15 protein-coding genes are annotated in these 18,792 nt (G+C 45.2%); 3 read left to right on the top strand and 12 right to left on the bottom strand.

Going from position 1 to position 18,792, the window contains the following annotated elements; translation table 11 throughout:
* The first annotated feature begins 8 nt into the window (after positions 1–8).
* Entirely contained in the window at positions 9–1,916 is a 1,908-nt protein-coding gene (locus V7Q13_RS05955) for a RecQ family ATP-dependent DNA helicase (protein WP_333799763.1), read from the top strand.
* A gap of 53 nt (positions 1,917–1,969) precedes the next feature.
* On the top strand, positions 1,970–2,938 hold the full coding sequence (locus tag V7Q13_RS05950) for a class I SAM-dependent methyltransferase (protein ID WP_333799762.1): 969 nt from the start codon (positions 1,970–1,972) through the stop codon (positions 2,936–2,938).
* A gap of 262 nt (positions 2,939–3,200) precedes the next feature.
* On the opposite strand, the gene V7Q13_RS05945 is transcribed toward V7Q13_RS05950, so the two are convergent.
* The 9 genes from V7Q13_RS05945 to V7Q13_RS05905 all read right to left on the bottom strand — a co-directional run bounded on the left by V7Q13_RS05945 (position 3,201) and on the right by V7Q13_RS05905 (position 13,872).
* On the bottom strand, positions 3,201–4,427 hold the full coding sequence (locus tag V7Q13_RS05945) for a TlpA family protein disulfide reductase (RefSeq protein ID WP_333799761.1): 1,227 nt from the start codon (positions 4,425–4,427) through the stop codon (positions 3,201–3,203).
* A gap of 41 nt (positions 4,428–4,468) precedes the next feature.
* Positions 4,469–4,672: a hypothetical protein gene (locus V7Q13_RS05940; RefSeq protein WP_333799760.1), complete on the bottom strand. Its 204-nt coding sequence runs from the start codon at positions 4,670–4,672 to the stop codon at positions 4,469–4,471.
* 476 nt (positions 4,673–5,148) lie between these two features.
* Positions 5,149–6,489: an HlyD family efflux transporter periplasmic adaptor subunit gene (locus V7Q13_RS05935; RefSeq protein ID WP_333799759.1), complete on the bottom strand. Its 1,341-nt coding sequence runs from the start codon at positions 6,487–6,489 to the stop codon at positions 5,149–5,151.
* On the bottom strand, positions 6,476–8,689 hold the full coding sequence (locus tag V7Q13_RS05930; protein WP_333799758.1) for a peptidase domain-containing ABC transporter: 2,214 nt from the start codon (positions 8,687–8,689) through the stop codon (positions 6,476–6,478). The genes V7Q13_RS05935 and V7Q13_RS05930 overlap by 14 nt, the downstream gene beginning before the upstream one ends.
* Before the next feature lie 99 nt (positions 8,690–8,788).
* The gene (locus V7Q13_RS05925; protein WP_333799757.1) at positions 8,789–9,949 is read right to left on the bottom strand and encodes a TlpA family protein disulfide reductase; all 1,161 of its coding nucleotides are present in this window, start codon (positions 9,947–9,949) and stop codon (positions 8,789–8,791) included.
* 106 nt (positions 9,950–10,055) lie between these two features.
* Entirely contained in the window at positions 10,056–10,283 is a 228-nt protein-coding gene (locus V7Q13_RS05920; RefSeq protein WP_157479823.1) for a hypothetical protein, read from the bottom strand.
* A 138-nt stretch (positions 10,284–10,421) separates the two neighbouring features.
* On the bottom strand, positions 10,422–11,792 hold the full coding sequence (locus V7Q13_RS05915) for a TlpA family protein disulfide reductase (protein WP_197428632.1): 1,371 nt from the start codon (positions 11,790–11,792) through the stop codon (positions 10,422–10,424).
* Between the two features lie 61 nt (positions 11,793–11,853).
* Positions 11,854–12,072 carry a hypothetical protein gene (locus V7Q13_RS05910; protein ID WP_333799756.1) on the bottom strand — a complete coding sequence of 73 codons (219 nt, stop codon included), beginning with the start codon at positions 12,070–12,072 and terminating at the stop codon, positions 11,854–11,856.
* Between the two features lie 132 nt (positions 12,073–12,204).
* Positions 12,205–13,872, bottom strand: a complete 1,668-nt coding sequence (locus V7Q13_RS05905; protein ID WP_333799755.1) for a vitamin K epoxide reductase family protein — start codon at positions 13,870–13,872, stop codon at positions 12,205–12,207.
* A gap of 169 nt (positions 13,873–14,041) precedes the next feature.
* Between V7Q13_RS05905 and V7Q13_RS05900 the strand changes: the two genes are divergently transcribed.
* Positions 14,042–14,392: a helix-turn-helix domain-containing protein gene (locus V7Q13_RS05900; protein WP_333799754.1), complete on the top strand. Its 351-nt coding sequence runs from the start codon at positions 14,042–14,044 to the stop codon at positions 14,390–14,392.
* 71 nt (positions 14,393–14,463) lie between these two features.
* Here V7Q13_RS05900 and V7Q13_RS05895 read toward each other — a convergent pair whose 3' ends face one another.
* From V7Q13_RS05895 to feoB, 3 genes are all read right to left on the bottom strand, one after another.
* Entirely contained in the window at positions 14,464–15,624 is a 1,161-nt protein-coding gene (locus V7Q13_RS05895; protein WP_333799753.1) for a TlpA disulfide reductase family protein, read from the bottom strand.
* Positions 15,625–15,712: 88 nt separating this feature from the next.
* Positions 15,713–15,919 (bottom strand): hypothetical protein, encoded by a 207-nt coding sequence (locus V7Q13_RS05890; protein ID WP_333799752.1) that lies wholly within the window; start codon positions 15,917–15,919, stop codon positions 15,713–15,715.
* Between the two features lie 611 nt (positions 15,920–16,530).
* The gene (gene feoB / locus V7Q13_RS05885) at positions 16,531–18,663 is read right to left on the bottom strand and encodes a ferrous iron transport protein B (RefSeq protein WP_333799751.1); all 2,133 of its coding nucleotides are present in this window, start codon (positions 18,661–18,663) and stop codon (positions 16,531–16,533) included.
* Positions 18,664–18,792 lie beyond the last annotated feature (129 nt).

The following is an 18,792-nucleotide window of genomic DNA, read 5'->3' as shown; positions in this document are numbered from 1 at the left end:
CTGATTACATGTCCGCTTCCATTCATTCCATTTTACAATCCACTTTCGGGTACGATCAGTTTCGGCCGGGGCAGCAGGCCATTATAGAATCGGTACTCGATTGCAATGATACGCTGGCACTGCTGCCAACAGGTGGCGGTAAATCGGTTTGTTATCAGGTGCCGGCCTTGGCTATGCCTGGTATTTGCATCGTTGTTACCCCGCTCATAGCCCTCATGAAAGACCAGGTGCGACAACTGCACCGGCGCAATGTATCAGCACTGGCTATCCATAGCGGCATGGCTTTTTTCGAAGTAAAAAAGGCACTGGAAAATGCAGCCAGTGGTCACTTCAAATTTTTGTATGTATCGCCGGAGCGGTTGCAAACAAATCTCTTCAAAGAGTACCTGCCCGCCATGGACATCAACCTGATAGCTGTGGATGAAGCGCATTGCGTATCGCAATGGGGCTACGATTTCAGGCCCTCTTATTTGCAAATTGCACAACTCCGCGAAGAGTTGCCTACCGTGCCCATACTGGCACTTACGGCATCGGCCACGCCTACCGTGCAGCAAGACATAATGGAGAAGCTGCAGTTCTCCATGGCCCGCCAGCATTTTCAGCAATCATTTGCACGGCCCAATGTATCGTTCAGTGCATTTGCGCTGCCGCAAAAAATAAACAAGTTGCTGCAGGTGCTGCAGTCGGTGCCGGGTACGGCATTGGTGTATTGCCGCAACAGAAAACGTACCCGTGAAATTGCAGAGTTGTTGCAGCTGCAAGGCATTGCATCTTCCTACTATCATGCAGGATTGAGCAGCGAAGAACGCAGCAGCCGGCAAGACGACTGGATACAAAACAAAGTGCGGGTAATGGTGTGTACCAATGCCTTTGGCATGGGTATCGACAAACCAGATGTACGGGCCGTGATACACATGGATGTGCCCGATAGTTTGGAAGCCTACTATCAGGAGGCGGGTCGGGTGGGGCGTGATGGCAAACGGGCCTATGCCGTGCTGCTGTACAATCTGGAAGAGCTGGACCGGTTGCAACAACTACCCGAACAAAAGTTTTTGCCCATTGCACAAATACAAAACATTTACCAGCAGATAGGCAACTATTTGCAGCTACCGGTAGGGCAGGGAGAGCAGCAATATTTCGGGTTCGATTTGACCCGCTTTTGTGACAGCTTTCAGCTGGATGCTACGCAAGTGATGCATGCCCTGCAAACCTTGCAAACCGCTGGCTACGTAAGTTTTGCCGAACAGGTGTTCATTCCAAGCCGGGTGCAAATTACTGCGGGCCGGGTGTATTTAGAACAGTTGGAAAATGACAAGCCTGCACTGGAGCCACTCATCAAACTGCTGCTGCGTACTTACGAAGGCATTCTTGATTTTCCTGTGAGCATCCGCGAAAAACAACTCGCTTCGTATTTACGCATTTCGGTAGAAGCTGTACAACAGCAATTGAAACAACTGGCGGGCTATCAGGTATTGGAATACGAACCCTTGCGGGATACACCACAGTTATATTTTTTATACAACCGTGTACCCGCTGCACAGGTAGTGATTGATGCGGCATTGTATGCGCAACGCAAGGCGTTGTACAAAGCGCAGATAGCAGCAATGGTGGAGTATGCACGGGCTGAGCAGCAATGTCGGAGCAGCATTATCCGCCGGTATTTTGGCGATACCGATATTACCGATTGTGGTATTTGTGACAACTGCCTGGCGGCAAAGCAACAACCCGCCAGCAACGAAGCTTTGCAAACCGCTAAAGCCAGCATTGTAGCGCTGTTGCACAAACCGGTTACATCATTGCAGTTGCGACGCAGTTGCCTGCACATCAGCAGCCAGGTATTTGATGCCGCCCTGCAGCAATTGCTGGAAGAAGAACTGATTGTGCAAACGGCGGATGGCAGTTTTGTGCAGCGGTAAGCTGTGGCCATCCTCATTCTTTTTTATTCAACCCGCTGCCACATCTTTGCCACATGGATGCCGCCAAACAACAAATGTTTATCAACCGCCTGAGCAAGGTGTACAAGCATGTGGGCAAGTTGGCCCGCAAGCAGCAGGTGAGTTGCTACCGGGTGTACGACCACGACCTGCCCGAATTTCCGTTGTGCATAGAGTTTTATGGCGACAACCTGTACATAGCCGAATACAAACGCAACCACGGCATGACCGATGAAGCCCACGACGATTGGATGGAAGCTTGCATCGAAACCATTTGCAGCGTACTGAGTGTGCAAAAAGAAAATGTGTTTTTGAAACTGCGCCAACGCAAGCCGGGTCGGTTGGGCCAATACCAAAAAGTAGATGCGCAGCAACATGACCCGATAGCTATCGGGTTTGCAGTTTCAGAAAACGGATTGCAGTTCATCGTCAATCTCAGTGATTACCTCGATACCGGTTTGTTTCTCGATCACCGGCTGACCCGCCAAATGGTGCGGGAGCAATGTGCCGGCAAAAAGGTGTTGAACCTGTTTGCCTACACCGGCTCGTTTAGCGTGTATGCGGCTGCAGGTGGCGCCAGCTATGTAGAAACCGTTGACCTCAGCAAAACCTACCTAGCCTGGGCCGAACGCAATTTGCAACTGAACGGTTTTACTGATGAACACAAATACAAGATCGTTCATGCTGATGTGTTGCAGTATTTGCAAAGCATTCCTGCGCAATCTTTTGATTTGATTGTGATGGACCCGCCTACGTTTAGCAACAGCAAACGCATGGAAGATTTCCTCGACATACAACGGGATCATGTGCGGCTCATCAACCAATGTATGCAGGCGCTTACGCCGGGAGGCGTGTTGTATTTCAGCACCAATTTTCGCCGGTTTCAACTGGCGGCCGATGAGCTAAAGGCAGCACACATCAAAGACATTACCCGTGCCACCACGCCGTTCGATTTTGAAGGTAAATTGTTTCGCTGGTGCTACAAGCTGCACAAGGCGGAATGATGAATGGGGAATGATGAATAAGGAAGTAGGTAAAGGCAACTATTGAGTAAGGATTAGACAAGGCAAAGTGCAGTTAGATATCACTCGTTTTCTATTTTTCGAAATCTTCGAAATAGCGGAGTACTGATTGTTTAATTGAAGACATCCCAATCTTACTCCGGTTGTAGCTCGTAGCCGTTGTAAAATAGGTTGGGGTATAGCGTATGTACATGGCATCGAGCTGGCGGTAGTGGGGGAAAGGGCATGGGATGATACGATTACTTCAATCCTTTTTCTCTATGAGTTGAGTAATGTTTTGTCTGATTAGAGCGGGATCATCAGTGGACAACAGAACTTTACCGGTTTTATCAAGTAAAATGTAATGAGGAATGAGCCGAATACCAAAATAATCAGACAGCATGGCGCTTTGATTTTTTGAAGGGAAGGAGTCTATCAGTTGTATCCAAGGCATTTTTTCTTTGGCTAAAGCCTTTCGCCAGTCCTTATCATATCTGTCGCCTGATATACCCACTATCTCTAAACCTTGAGGCCGGTATTTTTCATAGATTTTTTTCCAGGCAGGAATTTCTTTTCTACATGGTTCACACCAACTGGCCCAAAAATCCAATAATACGTATTGGCCTTGTAGTGAACTAAAAGAGAATGGTTGATGATTTGCTTGGCGTAAACGGAGATCAGGCATCATTGCACCAGCTGATTGATTGTGCTGCGCCAGCAATTTTTCTTTCAATTGTTGGTAATAATATGTTGGCGTTTCATCAACTTTCAATTGATGGAACCAACGGTTGCAAACAGTCCAATCGGGTTGGATTGCTTGCATGATGTATTGTAAGATGATAAAGGACGCTGATGGTACGTCAGGTTTGGTTGTCATAAATTGCTCTATCCAAAGAAGTTGAGTTTGTTGGGCTTCTTTTTGTAGAGAATCTATCAACCGGGTGTAGTTTTTTTTATTTACTGCTATGTCTTGTTGAGCCATTGCCTTTAGCAATTGTTCCCTAAACCATTGCTGCCGGGTTTGTTGCAGGTATCTGCTATAGTCAGTTGCCATAGGTGTGCCGCTTTGCTCCACCTGCCAAATAAGTGCCCAAGCATTGGGGTCATTTACACCTTTACCGTTTCTTTTTGCACCGGTTGTATCTATATGTAATGTGCTATTGCCTGGTTCTACAAATGCTTTAAAATGCCAGTTACCGGGTGTTATCCGCCACAAATATTGCTTGGCTGTAGCAAACTGATGTTGAATTTTAAAATGCCCTGCAAGTATTACAGATTGACATAAAGTGTCATCAGCATCTTCCGATAAAATTTGAACAGTTCCACTATCAAGGCCTGAAAAACTACCTGATATTTGAGCATAAAATGTGCCCGATTGCGCCCCCGTTGAAAGAGATAAAAAAAGGAAAATACAATAAATGCAATGATTGATTAGTGTTCGCATTTGCTGTGAATAGCGTATTGATGAATTATAATTAGCAATGACCAGCATAGGCTGATCATTGCTATTAGTGTCGGGAACAATTGTGGATGTTATTTACCACACTTGAAAGTTGCTTTACACTCGTTACAGCATTTTCCAAAAACGGGGCAATCTTTTCCATCTTCAACGCATTTGCCATCACCAGGCTCAAGAGATGAGTCATTTCCCGCCATTACATTTTTCATCTCAGCCCGGCTGAGTTTGCCTGCTACAGTAGCGAGGCTCATTTTTTTTGTTTCCATGGTTTTTGCCAATTTAAACGGTTTTAAAATAGGTGTTTACCCCGTTAGTTTTTGGCCATACAGGGTGCTGGGCCGCCGGGCATTTGCCATGCATTGCAAATGAGTGCTTCCCGGGCTTTTTCCACAGGGCACTACTCCTGCAGAAAATGGAAGACCATGCTATCAAACACTGCAATACGTTGCTAACGGTTGCAGATTGGTGCTATGGATGCGTTGGTTAAATGTCGATATAAAAAATCATTCATCATAACCGGAGCGGGCATGTAAACTGTACATTACCTACACCTTAAGTGTAGGTAATGTACATGCAGTTGTGTTGTGAAAGGTTGTTTTGTAGATGCTTCTGATAGTCGCTTTCATTTGTTCAATAAAGTGATGAGTGCAAAGTGTTACAATGCATATTTGTACGTCTGCTATGAGGGATGAAGACAGCAATACTTTACAGAGAGCAAGATGCATGAGGATATTTTTAGCACATAACAAATGAGTTATCTCCGTACTGCTTTATCAATGCCATCCAGCAGCCGCTGAAGCAGGCGCCTGTTATCGGTTACAATGTCTACCTGCGCTTGCAGGCCATGCCGGTAGCTGAGGGCAATATGCTTATCCGTAACAAGGCCATTGGGCAGCATTAATTTGCCCATATAGCCACTATCGGTGGGCAGGGTTTTAATGCCGGTAAGTTGGGCAGCTACAGTACCAAATTCTTCATACGGGTAGGCGGTAAAACGCAGCCTTGCCTGTTGACCAATTTTTAGCTTGCCAAAGTTGTATTGCGAAAGCGTGACCGCTACGTAATAGCCCGCATTGGGCGGCACTACACTCCCAATGGATTGGCCACGCTGCATGTTGGCACCTGCTTGCAAAAAGCCGTTCAGCGACAGCCGCCCATTACAGGGGGCCACTATCAGGTATTGCTGCTGCCATGCGGCCAGCTTAGCCTGCCACTGCTGCAGTGCCTGTTTGAAAATTTCTGTTTGTTGGGCTATCTCGTTGTTCAGTTGGGCTATTTCTTTTTGCTTATCGTGGGCCTGCATGTTGTTGTTGAGCAGTGCTGCCGAAACTTGTGGGCCTTGCAGTTGTTTGTTTACCCATTTGCTCTGCTCGTTGCGAAACTCCACCGGCGCTATTACCTGCTGGTTGGCCAATTTGTTGCTGGCAGCAAAATTGTCGGCTGCCAGGGCAATATCTTGTTGGGTAAGTTGCTGCTGCTGTTGCAGTATTTTTTGCTGTGCTTGTAAAAAAGCAATGTCTTGCCGAAGCATCTGCATTTTTTGCTGATAGTACCCCTGCTGCATGTATTGTGTAAAGGTTTGTAACGCAGCCATCAGTTGTTGAAAATCGGCCTGCACTTCACCCATGCGAAAGCTGCCCGCTATTTCTTGGAATTGATGGTACCAATGCAGCGCTGCTGTAGGGTTGGCATTGGCCATTTCATGGTGCAGGCTATCCGTCATTTGCTGCAACCGCAACAGGTGCTCATAATTTGCAGTGCTTTGCATGACAGCTATCAGCCGGCCTTGTGGCACACTATCGCCTTCGGACACAAACAGGTGCTGCAGGCGGCCATCGGTACGCACCACCAGCTCTTGCGGCAAATGGGTAGCCATAAGCGTACCCGTAGCCTGCACCCTGTCGGGATAGTGAATGAACCAGGTTGCGGCCAGTAGTAAGCCCAGCAATGCCCCAAACAACACGATACCCCAGCGTACCAACCACGGTGGCCGGTGGCTCAGCAAGGCCGTAAAAGAATCTTCCATCGCCGGTGTGGTATGCACGGCCGGGGCGGCTTGTAACGGACTTTCTGTATCGTGGTTATTCGTTGCCAAGTTCTAATTGGTTTTTTACCAGTTCATAATATCGGCCCCGAAGGCTTACGAGGCTTTCATGAGTGCCTTCTTCGGCTATGGCTCCGTTGTGCATCACCACTATTTTATGGGCATGCCTCACCGTGCTCAGCCTATGCGCTACTACCAGCACCGTCTTGTGGGCAAAAAACCGTTGCAGGTTTTCTACAATTACTTTTTCATTGTTGGCATCCAGCGAGTTGGTGGCTTCATCTAAAAAAATAAATTGCGGCTGCTTGTACACCGCTCTTGCCAGCGCCAAGCGTTGCCGCTGGCCGCCGCTCATGCCTACCCCTTCGACCCCCAGCTTGGTATAAAAGCCAAGTGGCAAGGCTTCTATGTAGTCGAGTATGTTGGCTATTCTGCAGGCTTCCAACACCCGTTCCATATCTACCGGTTCTTCGGTTACGGTTATGTTTTTGAGAATGGTATCGTTGAATACATAGCTATCCTGCATGACTACCCCGCAGCGGCTGCGCCAATACCTTGGGCTAATGCTGCTAAAAGCGGTAGCGCCAATGGTAATGCTGCCGCTGTACGTTTCATAAAAGCGAAGCAGTAGCTTGAGCAGGGTGGTTTTGCCGCTGCCACTCATGCCTACTATGGCGGTGGTTTGCTGTGCCGGTATGGTAAGCGATAGCTGGCGTAGCACCGGCTCATTGCCCGCCCCGGGATAGGTAAAACTGAGATTGTTGATGTGGATGCTGTACTCCTGCGGTAGCCGGTGTTGAAATTGCTTCGCTGCCGGTTCTTCATCGGGCAGCACTTGTATATCGTTCATCCGCTCCAGTGATATGCTGGCATCTTGCGCCTGCTGGGTAAAGCCAATGAGCTGCTCAATGGGAGCGTTGAGCTGACCAATAATGTACTGCACCGCCAGCATTACCCCCAAGCTTAGCTTGCCCTCCACCACCTGCTGCGCCACCAAAAAAGTGATGAGGATGTTTTTACCCTGATTGATAAACAAGGCACCAAACTGCTGATACTGGTTGAGCGACAGGCTTTTGAAATTGAGCCGGAATACCGCCGCCTGCAAGCCCTCCCATTTCCAGCGGAAACTGTGCTCGGCGTTGTTCAGCTTTATCTCCTGCACCCCATACACCAATTGCATGCTGGCATTGCTTTCACGGGCCATAATGGCAAAGCGCTGATAATCGAGCCGGCGCCGAAAACGCAAAAACAAGCGAATCCATAAAAAGTACAATAAACTGCCTGCGGCAAAAATCATAAATATTTGAGCGTTGTATTGCAGCAGCACTACCGAAAACACCAGCAAATTAAAAAGGCTAAACAGGGTACTGAGTGCAGCGCCGGTGAGAAACTGCTCAATCCGCTGCTGATCGCTGAGGCGTTGCAAAATATCGCCGGGGTGCTTGGTATCGAAAAAATGAATGGGCAGGCGCAGCAGCTTGGCCCAAAAAGCACTCAGCAATTGCAGGTTTACCCGTGTGCTTACATGCAGCAGTATGCGGCTGCGGATGAACTCTACCAGTGTTTGGCTGAGCAGCAGCATAAGCTGTGCCGCTAAAATAATTTGGATAAAATGGAGGTTGCGGGTGTTGATGCCCGTATCTACCAGGCTTTGGGTAAGAAAAGGAAAGATGAGCTGCAACAGGCTGCCCAATAGCAGGCCCAGCCCCACTTGCAGCAGGTAGCGGCGGTACCTGCCCAACTGCTGCACCATGTGCCACCAGCCAAATACCTTGGGGGCGGCTTGCTCCTCCGCAGCATCATCTTCTTGCTGGGTATGCAAGGCGGGTGTAGCCTCCAGCAGCAGGGCAATGCCTTTGGCCTCCATGCCCTCTTGGGTGCTGAGCCAGTGCTGCTGCAGTTGTGCATGGCTAAGCCACAGCAGCCCCTTGGCCGGATCGGCTATTTGCACCTGCCCCTTTTTGGTGGCCGGTGTAAGCACTACAAAATGCTGCTGATCCCAATGCAAGATGGCGGGCAGTGGCGCCTCTTGCAGTAACTGCTCCAGGGTAAGCTTGGCCCCCACTGCATGAAAGCCCAACGCCTCTGCCGCATTGGCCAAGCCCAGTAGGCTGGCACCCAGCTTGCCATACTCCGTTTTGCTACGCAGGTACTCTAAGCTTACACTACGCCCATAGTGCTGCGCCACCATGCGCAGGCAGGTAGGGCCACAATCCATGGCATCGAGCTGGCGGTAGAGGGGGAAGGGCATGGGATGAATAATTACTATTGAGAGCTAACATTCGAATTATGAAATGACTGGACTTAATAGTCGTGCACAGGCTTTTTTTTGATAATAGCTTTAAAGCAATCATTTGCCTATTTTTTTATAACTCTCTAACAGTAATGTTGCTAAGTCCGAAATAGTAATATTTTTTTTAAGTATCACTCCATCACTGTTTAGCAAGAAGTTCGTAGGGAAAGAGTTGATTGCAAGCTTTGTTGTAGTCTTACCGCTTTTATCCAATAAGTGTAGCCAATTGAGAGACTCTTTCTGAATTAAATTGCGCCAAGTGTCAATTTTGGATTCTTCATCAATAGAAATTCCGATGATTTGAAAACCATATTGTCTGTATATTTTGAATAAGCGCTTAAGTTCTGGAAACTGCTTTCTACAAGGTATACAATCTGTAAACCAAAAGTCAACCAAGGTAAATGAACTCCCTAGTTTAGATTTATCTATAACTGTAATTTCTTCCTGTATATTTTGAAATTGAAGTTCTGGAAAAACCGAATTAATGCTAAGCAATTCACTTGCATATAGATCTTGTAAAAAGATCAATCCTATTTGTGAATTTCGAATTTCAACAGGGAACTTATTGAAAATGCTTCTGTAAGAACTGTTATGCCCAATATTCTTGAGTCTCTCAATCATTTTCCATAAGGTTACATGAGAGTTTGGATGTAATTCTGCATACAATTGAAATAATGAGTCTGACTGATGCGATATCAGCTTTTGCTTTGCTTCAAATTCAAGAACAATTTCTTTAGGTATATTGCCATCAAACTTATTGTAAATGCCTTCTTCGTATTCGAAATATCTATTTACATCTACAATAAATTTTTCAAAGAAATCATTGTATTCATATTTTATTTCATTTTGATATGTAGAGTTAGCAATTTTTGGAGAAATGTGTTCATCAATCGAGTCGATTTCTATAAAAACATTCTCTCCATTAATGAAAACAAAATCTGTAGACCCACTGGAAATATTACTTTGAATATACAACCTGTAAGCATATGTATTATTATTGTTATGTATTCTTCTAAACTTGAATAATCCATCTTTTATTATTGCAGAATCTTTCATGCTATTAGGGCCGTAATATTTTGCTTCATTTATCACCGGCACTATGTAAATCATTCCAGAATCTACATTGCTTACATAACCCTCAATGATATAATCTAATGGTTGTGAAATGCAGATAGCAAAATTCAAAGAGAGAACCAGAGATATTATTGATTTTTTCAAAGTTGAATATTAATAATTTTGAATACGTTTACTGCCGATTTTTTTCTTGTCTCATCTGAATAATGGGAGTTTCATTTATAAGAATGAATGAAACTCCCCAATAGGATTAACAAATAAGAGGCTTTGCACAAACCTTAAGTTCTATGCAAGATGGTGAACTTCTGCATACTTTGATACCACATTGTGAATCACTAGTACAAGCTGTGCAAATTGGCTTTAAATCGTCTTCAAATTCAAGTGATGAATCCCCTGAATTTCCCGCCAATACATCTTTCATCTCAGCCCGGCTGAGTTTGCCCTGCACATTAGCAAGGCTCATTCTTTTTGCTTCCATGGTGTTTAATATTTATTGATTTAGTAAAAGTTGATTTCAGGTCTCTTATCATTAGAGTACCAAGTATTTCAGCTTAAGTTTTCAAAAAAATGATCTGGTAGTAGATCATGTGCATTGACCAATCGTTATGATGTCTGATTATTCTATTAATAATTTTTCAATGAATTGAATTAATCCTTCCTTGTCGCTCGGTTCGAAACCGCTAAATGAGACCACCCTGAAGTTTTTATCTACAATTACAATACGGGGTAATGAGTACAATTGATATTCAGGGATAGCATACCTGTTTATAATCCAAGTATTTTTTCCAAGATTATATTTTGATACTGCCGATTCCCATTTAGCTGTATTCTCATCTATAGAAACAGATTGAATGACTACGTTACTGTCATTGATAAAGTGTTGTTTAATTGCCTCAATTTGTGGAAATGCTTGAATACAAGGGCCACACCATGTAGCCCAAAAATCGAGTAAGATGACTTTACCTTTTAAATCGCTTAATTTGACCGACTTTTTATTAATGTTGAGTGCTGCAAAATCTTGGGCTTGACTCCCATTTGCGAAAATTGATTTTGACTTTAGAAATTCAAGTAATGGGTAACGATATTCTTCTTTAACTATTAGGTTAATACGATCATTTATCTTTTCAAAGTCAGCATTTTCATACTGGTAATTCATTTCTGCAAAAATTGAACTAGCCGTAATCCATTCTTTTATAGTTAAAGAGGATGTGCTAGCAGAGTCTTGCTTATTGTATTTGATTACATACCCGGCAATTTTTTGATAAACTACAAGATCGAGATAGTCACTGTTGACGAATTTGTTAATGAACGGCTCTATTAGTTTACCAATTTGAGGCATAAACGTTTGTTGGAAGCGTTTACTCGAGTCCATAGATAACTTGTGTCTCTCTGGATAAAACCAAGTTAAACTCACTATACTGTTGATGATATCTGCTTTTATTCTGGCTTCTTCAAGCTCAATAAATAGAGGGCTAGCATCTGGCAGGGCTAATAAACTTTGATGCCTTTTTTTGCCATAATCAACGAAAGCGTCAATAGTCTCATTAACTGTAGATTTTATTAAACTAGAATATTCACAATAGGACCCTGCTTTTGGGAAGGCTGTATTTTTTAAATAATCATTTAATTTCCAATTACTCCCTTCAAACTTTGCCTTTTCAGGAAGATTGAAGTCGATTTGTACATTTATGTTATCTCCAGGGCTCAAATAAATAATATTTCTGCCTAGTCGAAAATATCCTGGACTTTTTACATGTGTTTTGATTGAAAAATTCCCAAGACTATCTGGCAAAAAATAACGTTCAGGATTAGATGCGGAAATCCTTCCCACTGCAGACATATCCTCCAATTCAATTTGATTGCTAATATTGACTATGTTCCCCTTGATAATTACATTATCTATATTCTTTTGTCCAAATGATGAAATAGACCATAGTGGAATTATGGCTGTTACTTTTAAAAAAATCAGTATTAATTTTTGTTGCATGGAGTATCTTAATATTAAATGAACACTTCGACAAATCATTTGTCGAAGTATTCATTAATTACTAATAAAGGAAACAAGCCTTGATTGATTTCCCACCACATGTTCCTGTTGTACACTTTCTATCTCGTGGACAATCAGCTGTTGTCAGGCAAGTATCGTTGCATTCAATTGTTTCATCCCCAGTATCTTCAAAAGATGAATTCCCCGCCATCACATTTTTCATCTCAGCCCGGCTGAGTTTGCCTGCTACAGTAGCGAGGCTCATTTTTTTTGTTTCCATTGTTTGTACAATTTAAACGGTTTTAAAAATAGGTGTTTACCCCGGTAGTTTGAGCCATACGAGGTGGTTGGCCGCCGGGCATTGGTTATGGTGTAACCAAAGAGTGCTTCCCGGGCTTTTTTCCACAGGTCACTACTCCTGCAGAAAGTACGGTAGGTCCTCCAAATCGTACTCCGGCGGTAGCTCGTAGCCGTTGTAAAATAGGGTGGGGGTATAACGTATGTCATTGGCCTTGCTCCACTGCTCCATAGCGGTAATAGTTGGCGCAGCAGCCGCTACGGCACCGTTCAGCGGGTATTTGGTGGCAAAGGCTTCATAATCTTTTGTTTCTGGCAGGTACCAATCGTCTAATGCCTGCTGCACCTGCGCCTGCCCGGCAGCGGTATGCGCTATGGCCATCAGGTGGCTGGCAGCGGTATGGTATTTTTCGCCGGGTACATTGGGCACCATAAACAGTATTTGGACCTGCAGGTTGGGGTGGCGGTGCAGCAGTTGCTCTATTTTGGGGTGTGCCTTGCTGCAGGGCCCGCAGTATGGGTTGCATACTTTCACCAGTTTATGCGGGGCATTGGCAGGGCCCAATACAATACCCAACCCATTGGTTGGGGTGGCTATGGCTTTTTGCTTGTGTAGCAGGCTGGTAAATACTTCGGGGTTAAACTTGAGGCGTCGGTAGGCCCGCTGCTCCCGCAGAGCGGTTTGGTGCCGCAGCAACCAGGGCTTGAGGAAGAGCCAAGCTAATAGCGGGAGAATGTAAACGGTAGCAATGATGAATGCGGATTGAGGAATGAGGAATGTAGTGAGGGTGTCTAACGATAATGCAGGTAAGTAATTGCCCATCCATAAGGCTGTGCCTTGCAGCACCAATACAGCTTGCACGGCAAGGCAAAGCATGCACCACTGCTTGGCAATGCGCCACTGATAGTAAATACTGAAGATGGGGTACACCAAGGCAGCCACGCCCACTAAGCCCAACCACTGCAAGGCCCAAGGGGCCTGGGTGGGAAAGGCCATCAGCAATAGGCCACCTGCATAATAGGCAAAGCCTATTTCGCTCCAGCTGAGCCAGCCAAACAGTTTGCTGGCACTGCTATTGAGGATGGCGTTGCAATTGGTTTTAACAAGGCCGGTACACACTTTTTGCAGCAGTGGGTTGCGTTTGTCTATATCGTACCACAGCAGCATGAGGCTAACGGCAAGGCCTGCTAAGTACAATATAAAGATGGCGATGATGGCTGCAATGGTGGCTCCGCCGCCTGACAGGTTCGCAGATCCTGTCAGGTGTTGCAGCCGTGGCCAACACAAGCCGCCCAAAGCTGTGAGGGCCAGCAGCAAAGCTGTAATGGGCAGCGCCAGTTGCCAGCGGCGTTTGCGGGCAGCAGCAGCATATTCTGGGTCGCCGCTTTGCGGGGTGGCTTCGGCTATCAGGTAAATACCCGTCCAGCGTTGCAAAAAGTCTTTCAGCGGTTCCTGATGCTGTTGGCGGTAGCTGTATTGGTAAAAGTGAACCACATCATTGTGAACCCCCACTACCACGGCTAAGGGCCGCTCAGGATGATTGGTTACTGCCAACAAGGGGTAATGAGTATCGGGCAATTGTTGGTCGGCAGCTTTTGCAGCCAGATGGGGTATATGCCATTGGTGCAGGGCATCGCTAATGCAGAGCAGGCTGGGCCAGTCGGGGTGTTCTTCTAATTGCTGCTCTACAGTAAAGCTGTGTACTGGCACTTGGAGCAGCCGCAGCAGGCAGTCGGTAGCTTGTACATTTGGGTGTTGTAAGTGTGTCGTCAATTTGTTCATACAAAGCAACAATTTTCACAGTTCTGGAGTGATGCTGATAACCTACTGTGAATGTCAGGCATATAACTAATACAACAATCTTTTTAAGCATGCAAAAACTGTAGCTTATGTACACCTTAACTGTAGGTTACCTGCAGTTGGTTTGACATTTGTCAAAAAAAGTATTGTGGTGAACGAATTTTTTTTTAAACCACCTATATTTATGCTATTACGCTCTATACACCTTACACTTTTAATCATGCACAGCGATGCTATCCTGAAACAAATAGCCGCAACAATTTTACGTCGGTCACGTATTTCAGCAAAACTCAAAAGAGAGGCACTGGCAGCATCTCTCAATATTAGTAAAAGCGCCATAGATAAGATGGAGCAAGGGGTGTATCATATTAAACTGACGGACATTATAAGGCTGGCTCCTATATTAAATATGTCAGCTGCCGAATTTGTGGCGCAAATAGAAGCCGAACTAAAGAAGACGCCCCCCCCGCAACATACGGAAACACTTTCCTCTAATGGGTAGGTCTTTACAATTGTTTGCTTTGCTGGTATGGCAGCAATGCTGGAAGTACACAAATAATTGTATTGGCCATCCTAATTGACGGCTTTTTTGTGATGATTTTGATTGACAATTTTGTTATTAGTAATTAAACAAGATAAAAGAATATCTTCTAATCCTGTGTATGGGCCACCTGTTTTTCTGTATTTTATGATGCCTTTTCTGTCAATTAATATGATGGTAGGAATAGGCATTACAGAATACATTTCACCCGCATCTTTTGGTATAGTTGTTCGTTGCAACAGATGAATAAAGGGTTTTGAGTGATCTTTTTCTATAGCTTGTTTCCATGTATCTATACTGCTACGTTCATTAGCGATAGCCACAATTTCAAAACCGTTATGACTATATTTGGATAGCATATTCAAGAAATAAGGCATCTCTTCTCTACAGGGTTTGCACCAGCTTGCCCAAAACATCAACAGAATAACTTTTCCATCCTTGATGTTTTTTTCTAAAGAATAATACACGTTATCGATTGTGAAGCCATCAAATAATGGCGCAACGCCCCCGCTACTAACTTGTATTCTTTTTTCTATCATTTTTCCATAAAAGGTTGCTTTTATAGTTGCATCCAGGGAGTTGAAAAATGAAGCTAATGTGACATCGTTAATATCATCCATGTAATAGCGTAATAAATATGCTGATAACACATTGTTTGTATTTGCTTTTACTACATCCATTGCTAATTGCATAACAGACAAGTAATCTTGAGAAAGCAATGAATCTATCAAGGAGTCAGACAAGCCTCTCTCTTGTAGCGAATTCCTTTTATTTTTTATTTCAATGTTAAGGTTGTTTTTACGGATGAAGTATTGCTGAAATAGTGAATCCGTTTTGCTTCCTGATATTTTAGGGGATTCAAAATAGGTTTTTGTGATTTCTACAAGTGCTTTGCCCGTGTCAATAAAAAACTGACGGGATTCTAGTGCATTTGAGTCATCAGGCATCTTCAAGAAGCATAATACGCTATGTGGTATCTTCCCACTGTAAGCAAATCGATTATTGGTAATCAAGCAAGTATCTTTTTGATATACACCAGTTGTATCAGGTATATATAGTATCAGTTTTTTGCCATTCAAACCATTTGCATGCCCTTCTATCTGGTAGGCTTTTTGTTGAGCTATAACATTGCTTGAAATGCCAATATTCACCGCAAAGCAAATGCAGTAATATAGCCAAGTGCGCTGAGACATGGTATTATAAATATTGAAATCTCGTTATATAAACTTTAATAAAAAGATAGGATTGTAAGCAATTGCTGTTTACAATCCCATCTTGAGGTTAACTCATTTCGCAAAAGTTAGCAGTTGCACCTTTTTTGCATTTTGGGCAGTCTGTACCACAGTCGGCATCAGTATCGCAACTATGTAGGCATTTGGGGTTGTCAATGCTGCCATCTGTTTGATCGTTACCTGCCATCACATTTTTCATCTCAGCCCGGCTGAGTTTGCCTGCAACAGTAGCGAGGCTCATTTTTTTTGTTTCCATGGTTATTACCAGTTTAAAACGGTTTCTAAAATTGGTTTATTACCCTCGTATTTATGGCCATACAGGGTACTGGGCCGCCGGGCATTTGCCATGCATTGCAAATGAGTGCTTCCCGGGCTTTTTTCCACAGGGCACTACTCCTGCGGAAAATGGAAGACCATCCTATCACACACTGCAATACCATTGCTAACGGTTGCAGATTGGTGCTATGGATGCGTTGGTTAAATGTCGATATAAAAAATCATTCATCATAACCGGAGCGGGCATGTAAACTGTACATTACCTACACCTTAAGTGTAGGTAATGTACATGCAGTTGTGTTGCGGGAGGTCTTTTACTTATGAATTTAGCATATTCCTTCCATTATAGCACAAAGTCATCAGCGATAAATGTTGCAATGCGAACATGCAATTACGGTGCAGCTTGTACAACTACCCCAGCACAAGACTAGAATAGAGAAATGGTAAATTCAGTATGAATAATGGGAATAAGAAATAAGGAGGAAAAGGGAAGAGGAGAAGTCATAAACGAGAAAGGCACAAACCTTTCGTGCCCCTTGTGTGCCCTTAGTGCCTTCGTGGTTCAAAATACCTTTGTTGTTCAAAAAAACGCTAGCTAAAAATCTGATACACCAGCCAGCTCATGCTGTAGGCCAGCACAGTCATGTAGCCCAGTTGTATGGCGGGCCATTTCCAGCTTTTGGTTTCTCTTTTTACAATGGCCAGTGTACTCATGCACTGCATGGCCAGCAGGTAAAACACCATCAACGATAAAGCCGTGGCCAGCGTGTACACTTTACTGCCATCGGCACGTACGGCCGATTGCATTTTGTTGCGCAGTGTCTGATCGTTTTCATCGGCATCGGCACCTACACTGTAGAGTGTGGCCATGGTGCCCACAAACACTTCACGGGCAGCAAAAGAGGTAATGAGGGCAATGCCAATTTTCCAATCGTAGCCCAGCGGTTCTATCACGGGCTCAATCCATTTGCCCATAACACCAGCATAACTGTTGGCCAAATGATCGGCCTGGTATTGCTTGTCTATTTCTTCGGCATTGGCATTGGGCTGCTGGCGCAATTGTTCGTAGCGGGCATTGAGCTGCTCCATTTGTGTGGGCGGGCCGTAGGTGCTGAGCACCCACAGCACCAGGCTGATGATCATGATGATTTTACCGGCATCAAACACAAAAATGCGGGCCTTTTCTATCATGGTGTGGCCCACGTTTTTCCAGCGGGGAGCACGGTATATCGGCAGCTCCAAAATGAAGTAACTCTTCTCCTTGATGTTGATGAACCACTTGGCAATCCAGGCAATCATCAAAGCCATGGCCGTGCCAAACACATACAAAAACATCATTACCAAACCCTGCAGGCTCAAAAAGCCGAGGAAGTATTTGTTGGGAACGGTGAGCGAAATAAGAATGGTAAACACCGGCAGCCGGGCACTACAGCTCATGAGCGGTGTTACCAAAATGGTGAGCAATCTTTCCTTACTGTTTTCAATGTTGCGGGCCGTCATGATGGCGGGCACGGCACAGGCAAAGCCACTAATCATGGGCATCACACTTTTGCCGTTGAGCCCCACTTTGCGCATCAGTTTGTCGGTTAAAAAACTAATGCGGGCCATATAACCGCTGTCTTCCAGCAGGGTGATCAGGCCAAACAAAATCATGATTTGCGGAACGAAAATGAGGATGCCGCCCAGGCCGGCCACCGCACCGTTGATGAGCAGGTCGCTCCACCAGGCTTCGGGCAATACTGAGCCTAGCCAGCCGCTTAATTCGCCAAAGGTCCAGTCGATGGCATCCATGGGGTAAGAGGCCAGCCAGAAAATACTTTGGAACAACAGGAACAATACGCTGAGCAAAATGAGATAACCCCAGGTGCGGTGCAAGAGCAAATTATCGAGCCGCTCGGTAAACATTTTTTTCGCCAACGGGTCGGCTTCTACCACGGTCTTCTGCATAATCTGCCGAATGCGTTGGTACCGGCCCATGATTTCTTCGGCCTGCGTTTTGGTGTGGTTAAACTGGTGGTCGGTTTCCACCTGTTCTATTTGTGCTTGCAATGCGGCGGGCAGTGCAAATTGTTCGTGATTGATGAGGTAGTGGATGGCCCGGTAATCGCTGAGGTCGGGCAGCAATTGCTGTACGGCGGCTACCGGTTCGGCGGCCAGGGCTGCGGTATCAAAAAAAGTTCTGGCCTGCCAGTTGTCGATGTTGGCTGCCATTACTTCTATCGACCGCTTGAGGTGGTGAATGCCTTTTTCCTTGCGTGGATTGACGGGCACCACGGGTACACCCAATTCCAGCGCCAATCCTTTGATGTCGATTTGGGTACCTTTTTGGCGGGCCAGATCCATCATGGTCAGGGCTACCACCACGGGTATTTTCAAATCGAGAATTTGAGAGCAAAACAGCAGGTTGCGTTTCAGGTTGCTGGCATCGGCCACCAGTATCACCATATCGGGTTGTACGTCCGTGTCTTGCTGTAGCAGCACTTTGTAGCTCACCCATTCATCGCCCCGCTTGGGGTAAAGGCTGTAGGTTCCCGGCAGGTCAATAATATTGGCCACCATGTTTTCCGAAATCTCGCAACGACCTTGTTTTTTATCGACCGTTACACCCGGAAAATTGCCCACCTTTTGGTTGAGGCCCGTGAGGGAATTGAACAGCGAGGTTTTACCACTGTTCGGGTTGCCCACCAGGGCTATGTTCAATACGGTGTTTGCTACTGTGCTCATCTTGGGGGCGCCAAAGGTAATTGACTGCACCATTCCCAACTTGCGAATAGGGGAAACGCAAAGTAGCAATGCGGAAAAAGGACCATAAAAAAAGCCACCCGTGAGAGTGGGTGGCTTCGTAGTGAGTGG

Source organism: Phnomibacter sp. (assembly GCF_036803085.1).
Lineage (GTDB): Bacteria > Bacteroidota > Bacteroidia > Chitinophagales > Chitinophagaceae > Phnomibacter.
The sequence above is the reverse complement of the archived record's forward strand: the minus strand, read 5'-3'. Positions and strand labels throughout refer to the sequence as shown.

What these genes read in the sequence shown, in the direction of transcription:
- V7Q13_RS05955 (WP_333799763.1), top strand. Translation starts at nt 9, where the DNA reads ATGTCCGCTTCCATTCATTCCATTTTACAATCCACTTTCGGGTACGAT.
- V7Q13_RS05950 (WP_333799762.1), top strand. Translation starts at nt 1,970, where the DNA reads ATGGATGCCGCCAAACAACAAATGTTTATCAACCGCCTGAGCAAGGTG.
- V7Q13_RS05945 (WP_333799761.1), bottom strand. Translation starts at nt 4,427, where the DNA reads ATGCTGGTCATTGCTAATTATAATTCATCAATACGCTATTCACAGCAA.
- V7Q13_RS05930 (WP_333799758.1), bottom strand. Translation starts at nt 8,689, where the DNA reads ATGCCCTTCCCCCTCTACCGCCAGCTCGATGCCATGGATTGTGGCCCT.
- V7Q13_RS05920 (WP_157479823.1), bottom strand. Translation starts at nt 10,283, where the DNA reads ATGGAAGCAAAAAGAATGAGCCTTGCTAATGTGCAGGGCAAACTCAGC.
- V7Q13_RS05915 (WP_197428632.1), bottom strand. Translation starts at nt 11,792, where the DNA reads ATGCAACAAAAATTAATACTGATTTTTTTAAAAGTAACAGCCATAATT.
- V7Q13_RS05910 (WP_333799756.1), bottom strand. Translation starts at nt 12,072, where the DNA reads ATGGAAACAAAAAAAATGAGCCTCGCTACTGTAGCAGGCAAACTCAGC.
- V7Q13_RS05905 (WP_333799755.1), bottom strand. Translation starts at nt 13,872, where the DNA reads ATGAACAAATTGACGACACACTTACAACACCCAAATGTACAAGCTACC.
- V7Q13_RS05895 (WP_333799753.1), bottom strand. Translation starts at nt 15,624, where the DNA reads ATGTCTCAGCGCACTTGGCTATATTACTGCATTTGCTTTGCGGTGAAT.
- V7Q13_RS05890 (WP_333799752.1), bottom strand. Translation starts at nt 15,919, where the DNA reads ATGGAAACAAAAAAAATGAGCCTCGCTACTGTTGCAGGCAAACTCAGC.
- feoB (WP_333799751.1), bottom strand. Translation starts at nt 18,663, where the DNA reads ATGAGCACAGTAGCAAACACCGTATTGAACATAGCCCTGGTGGGCAAC.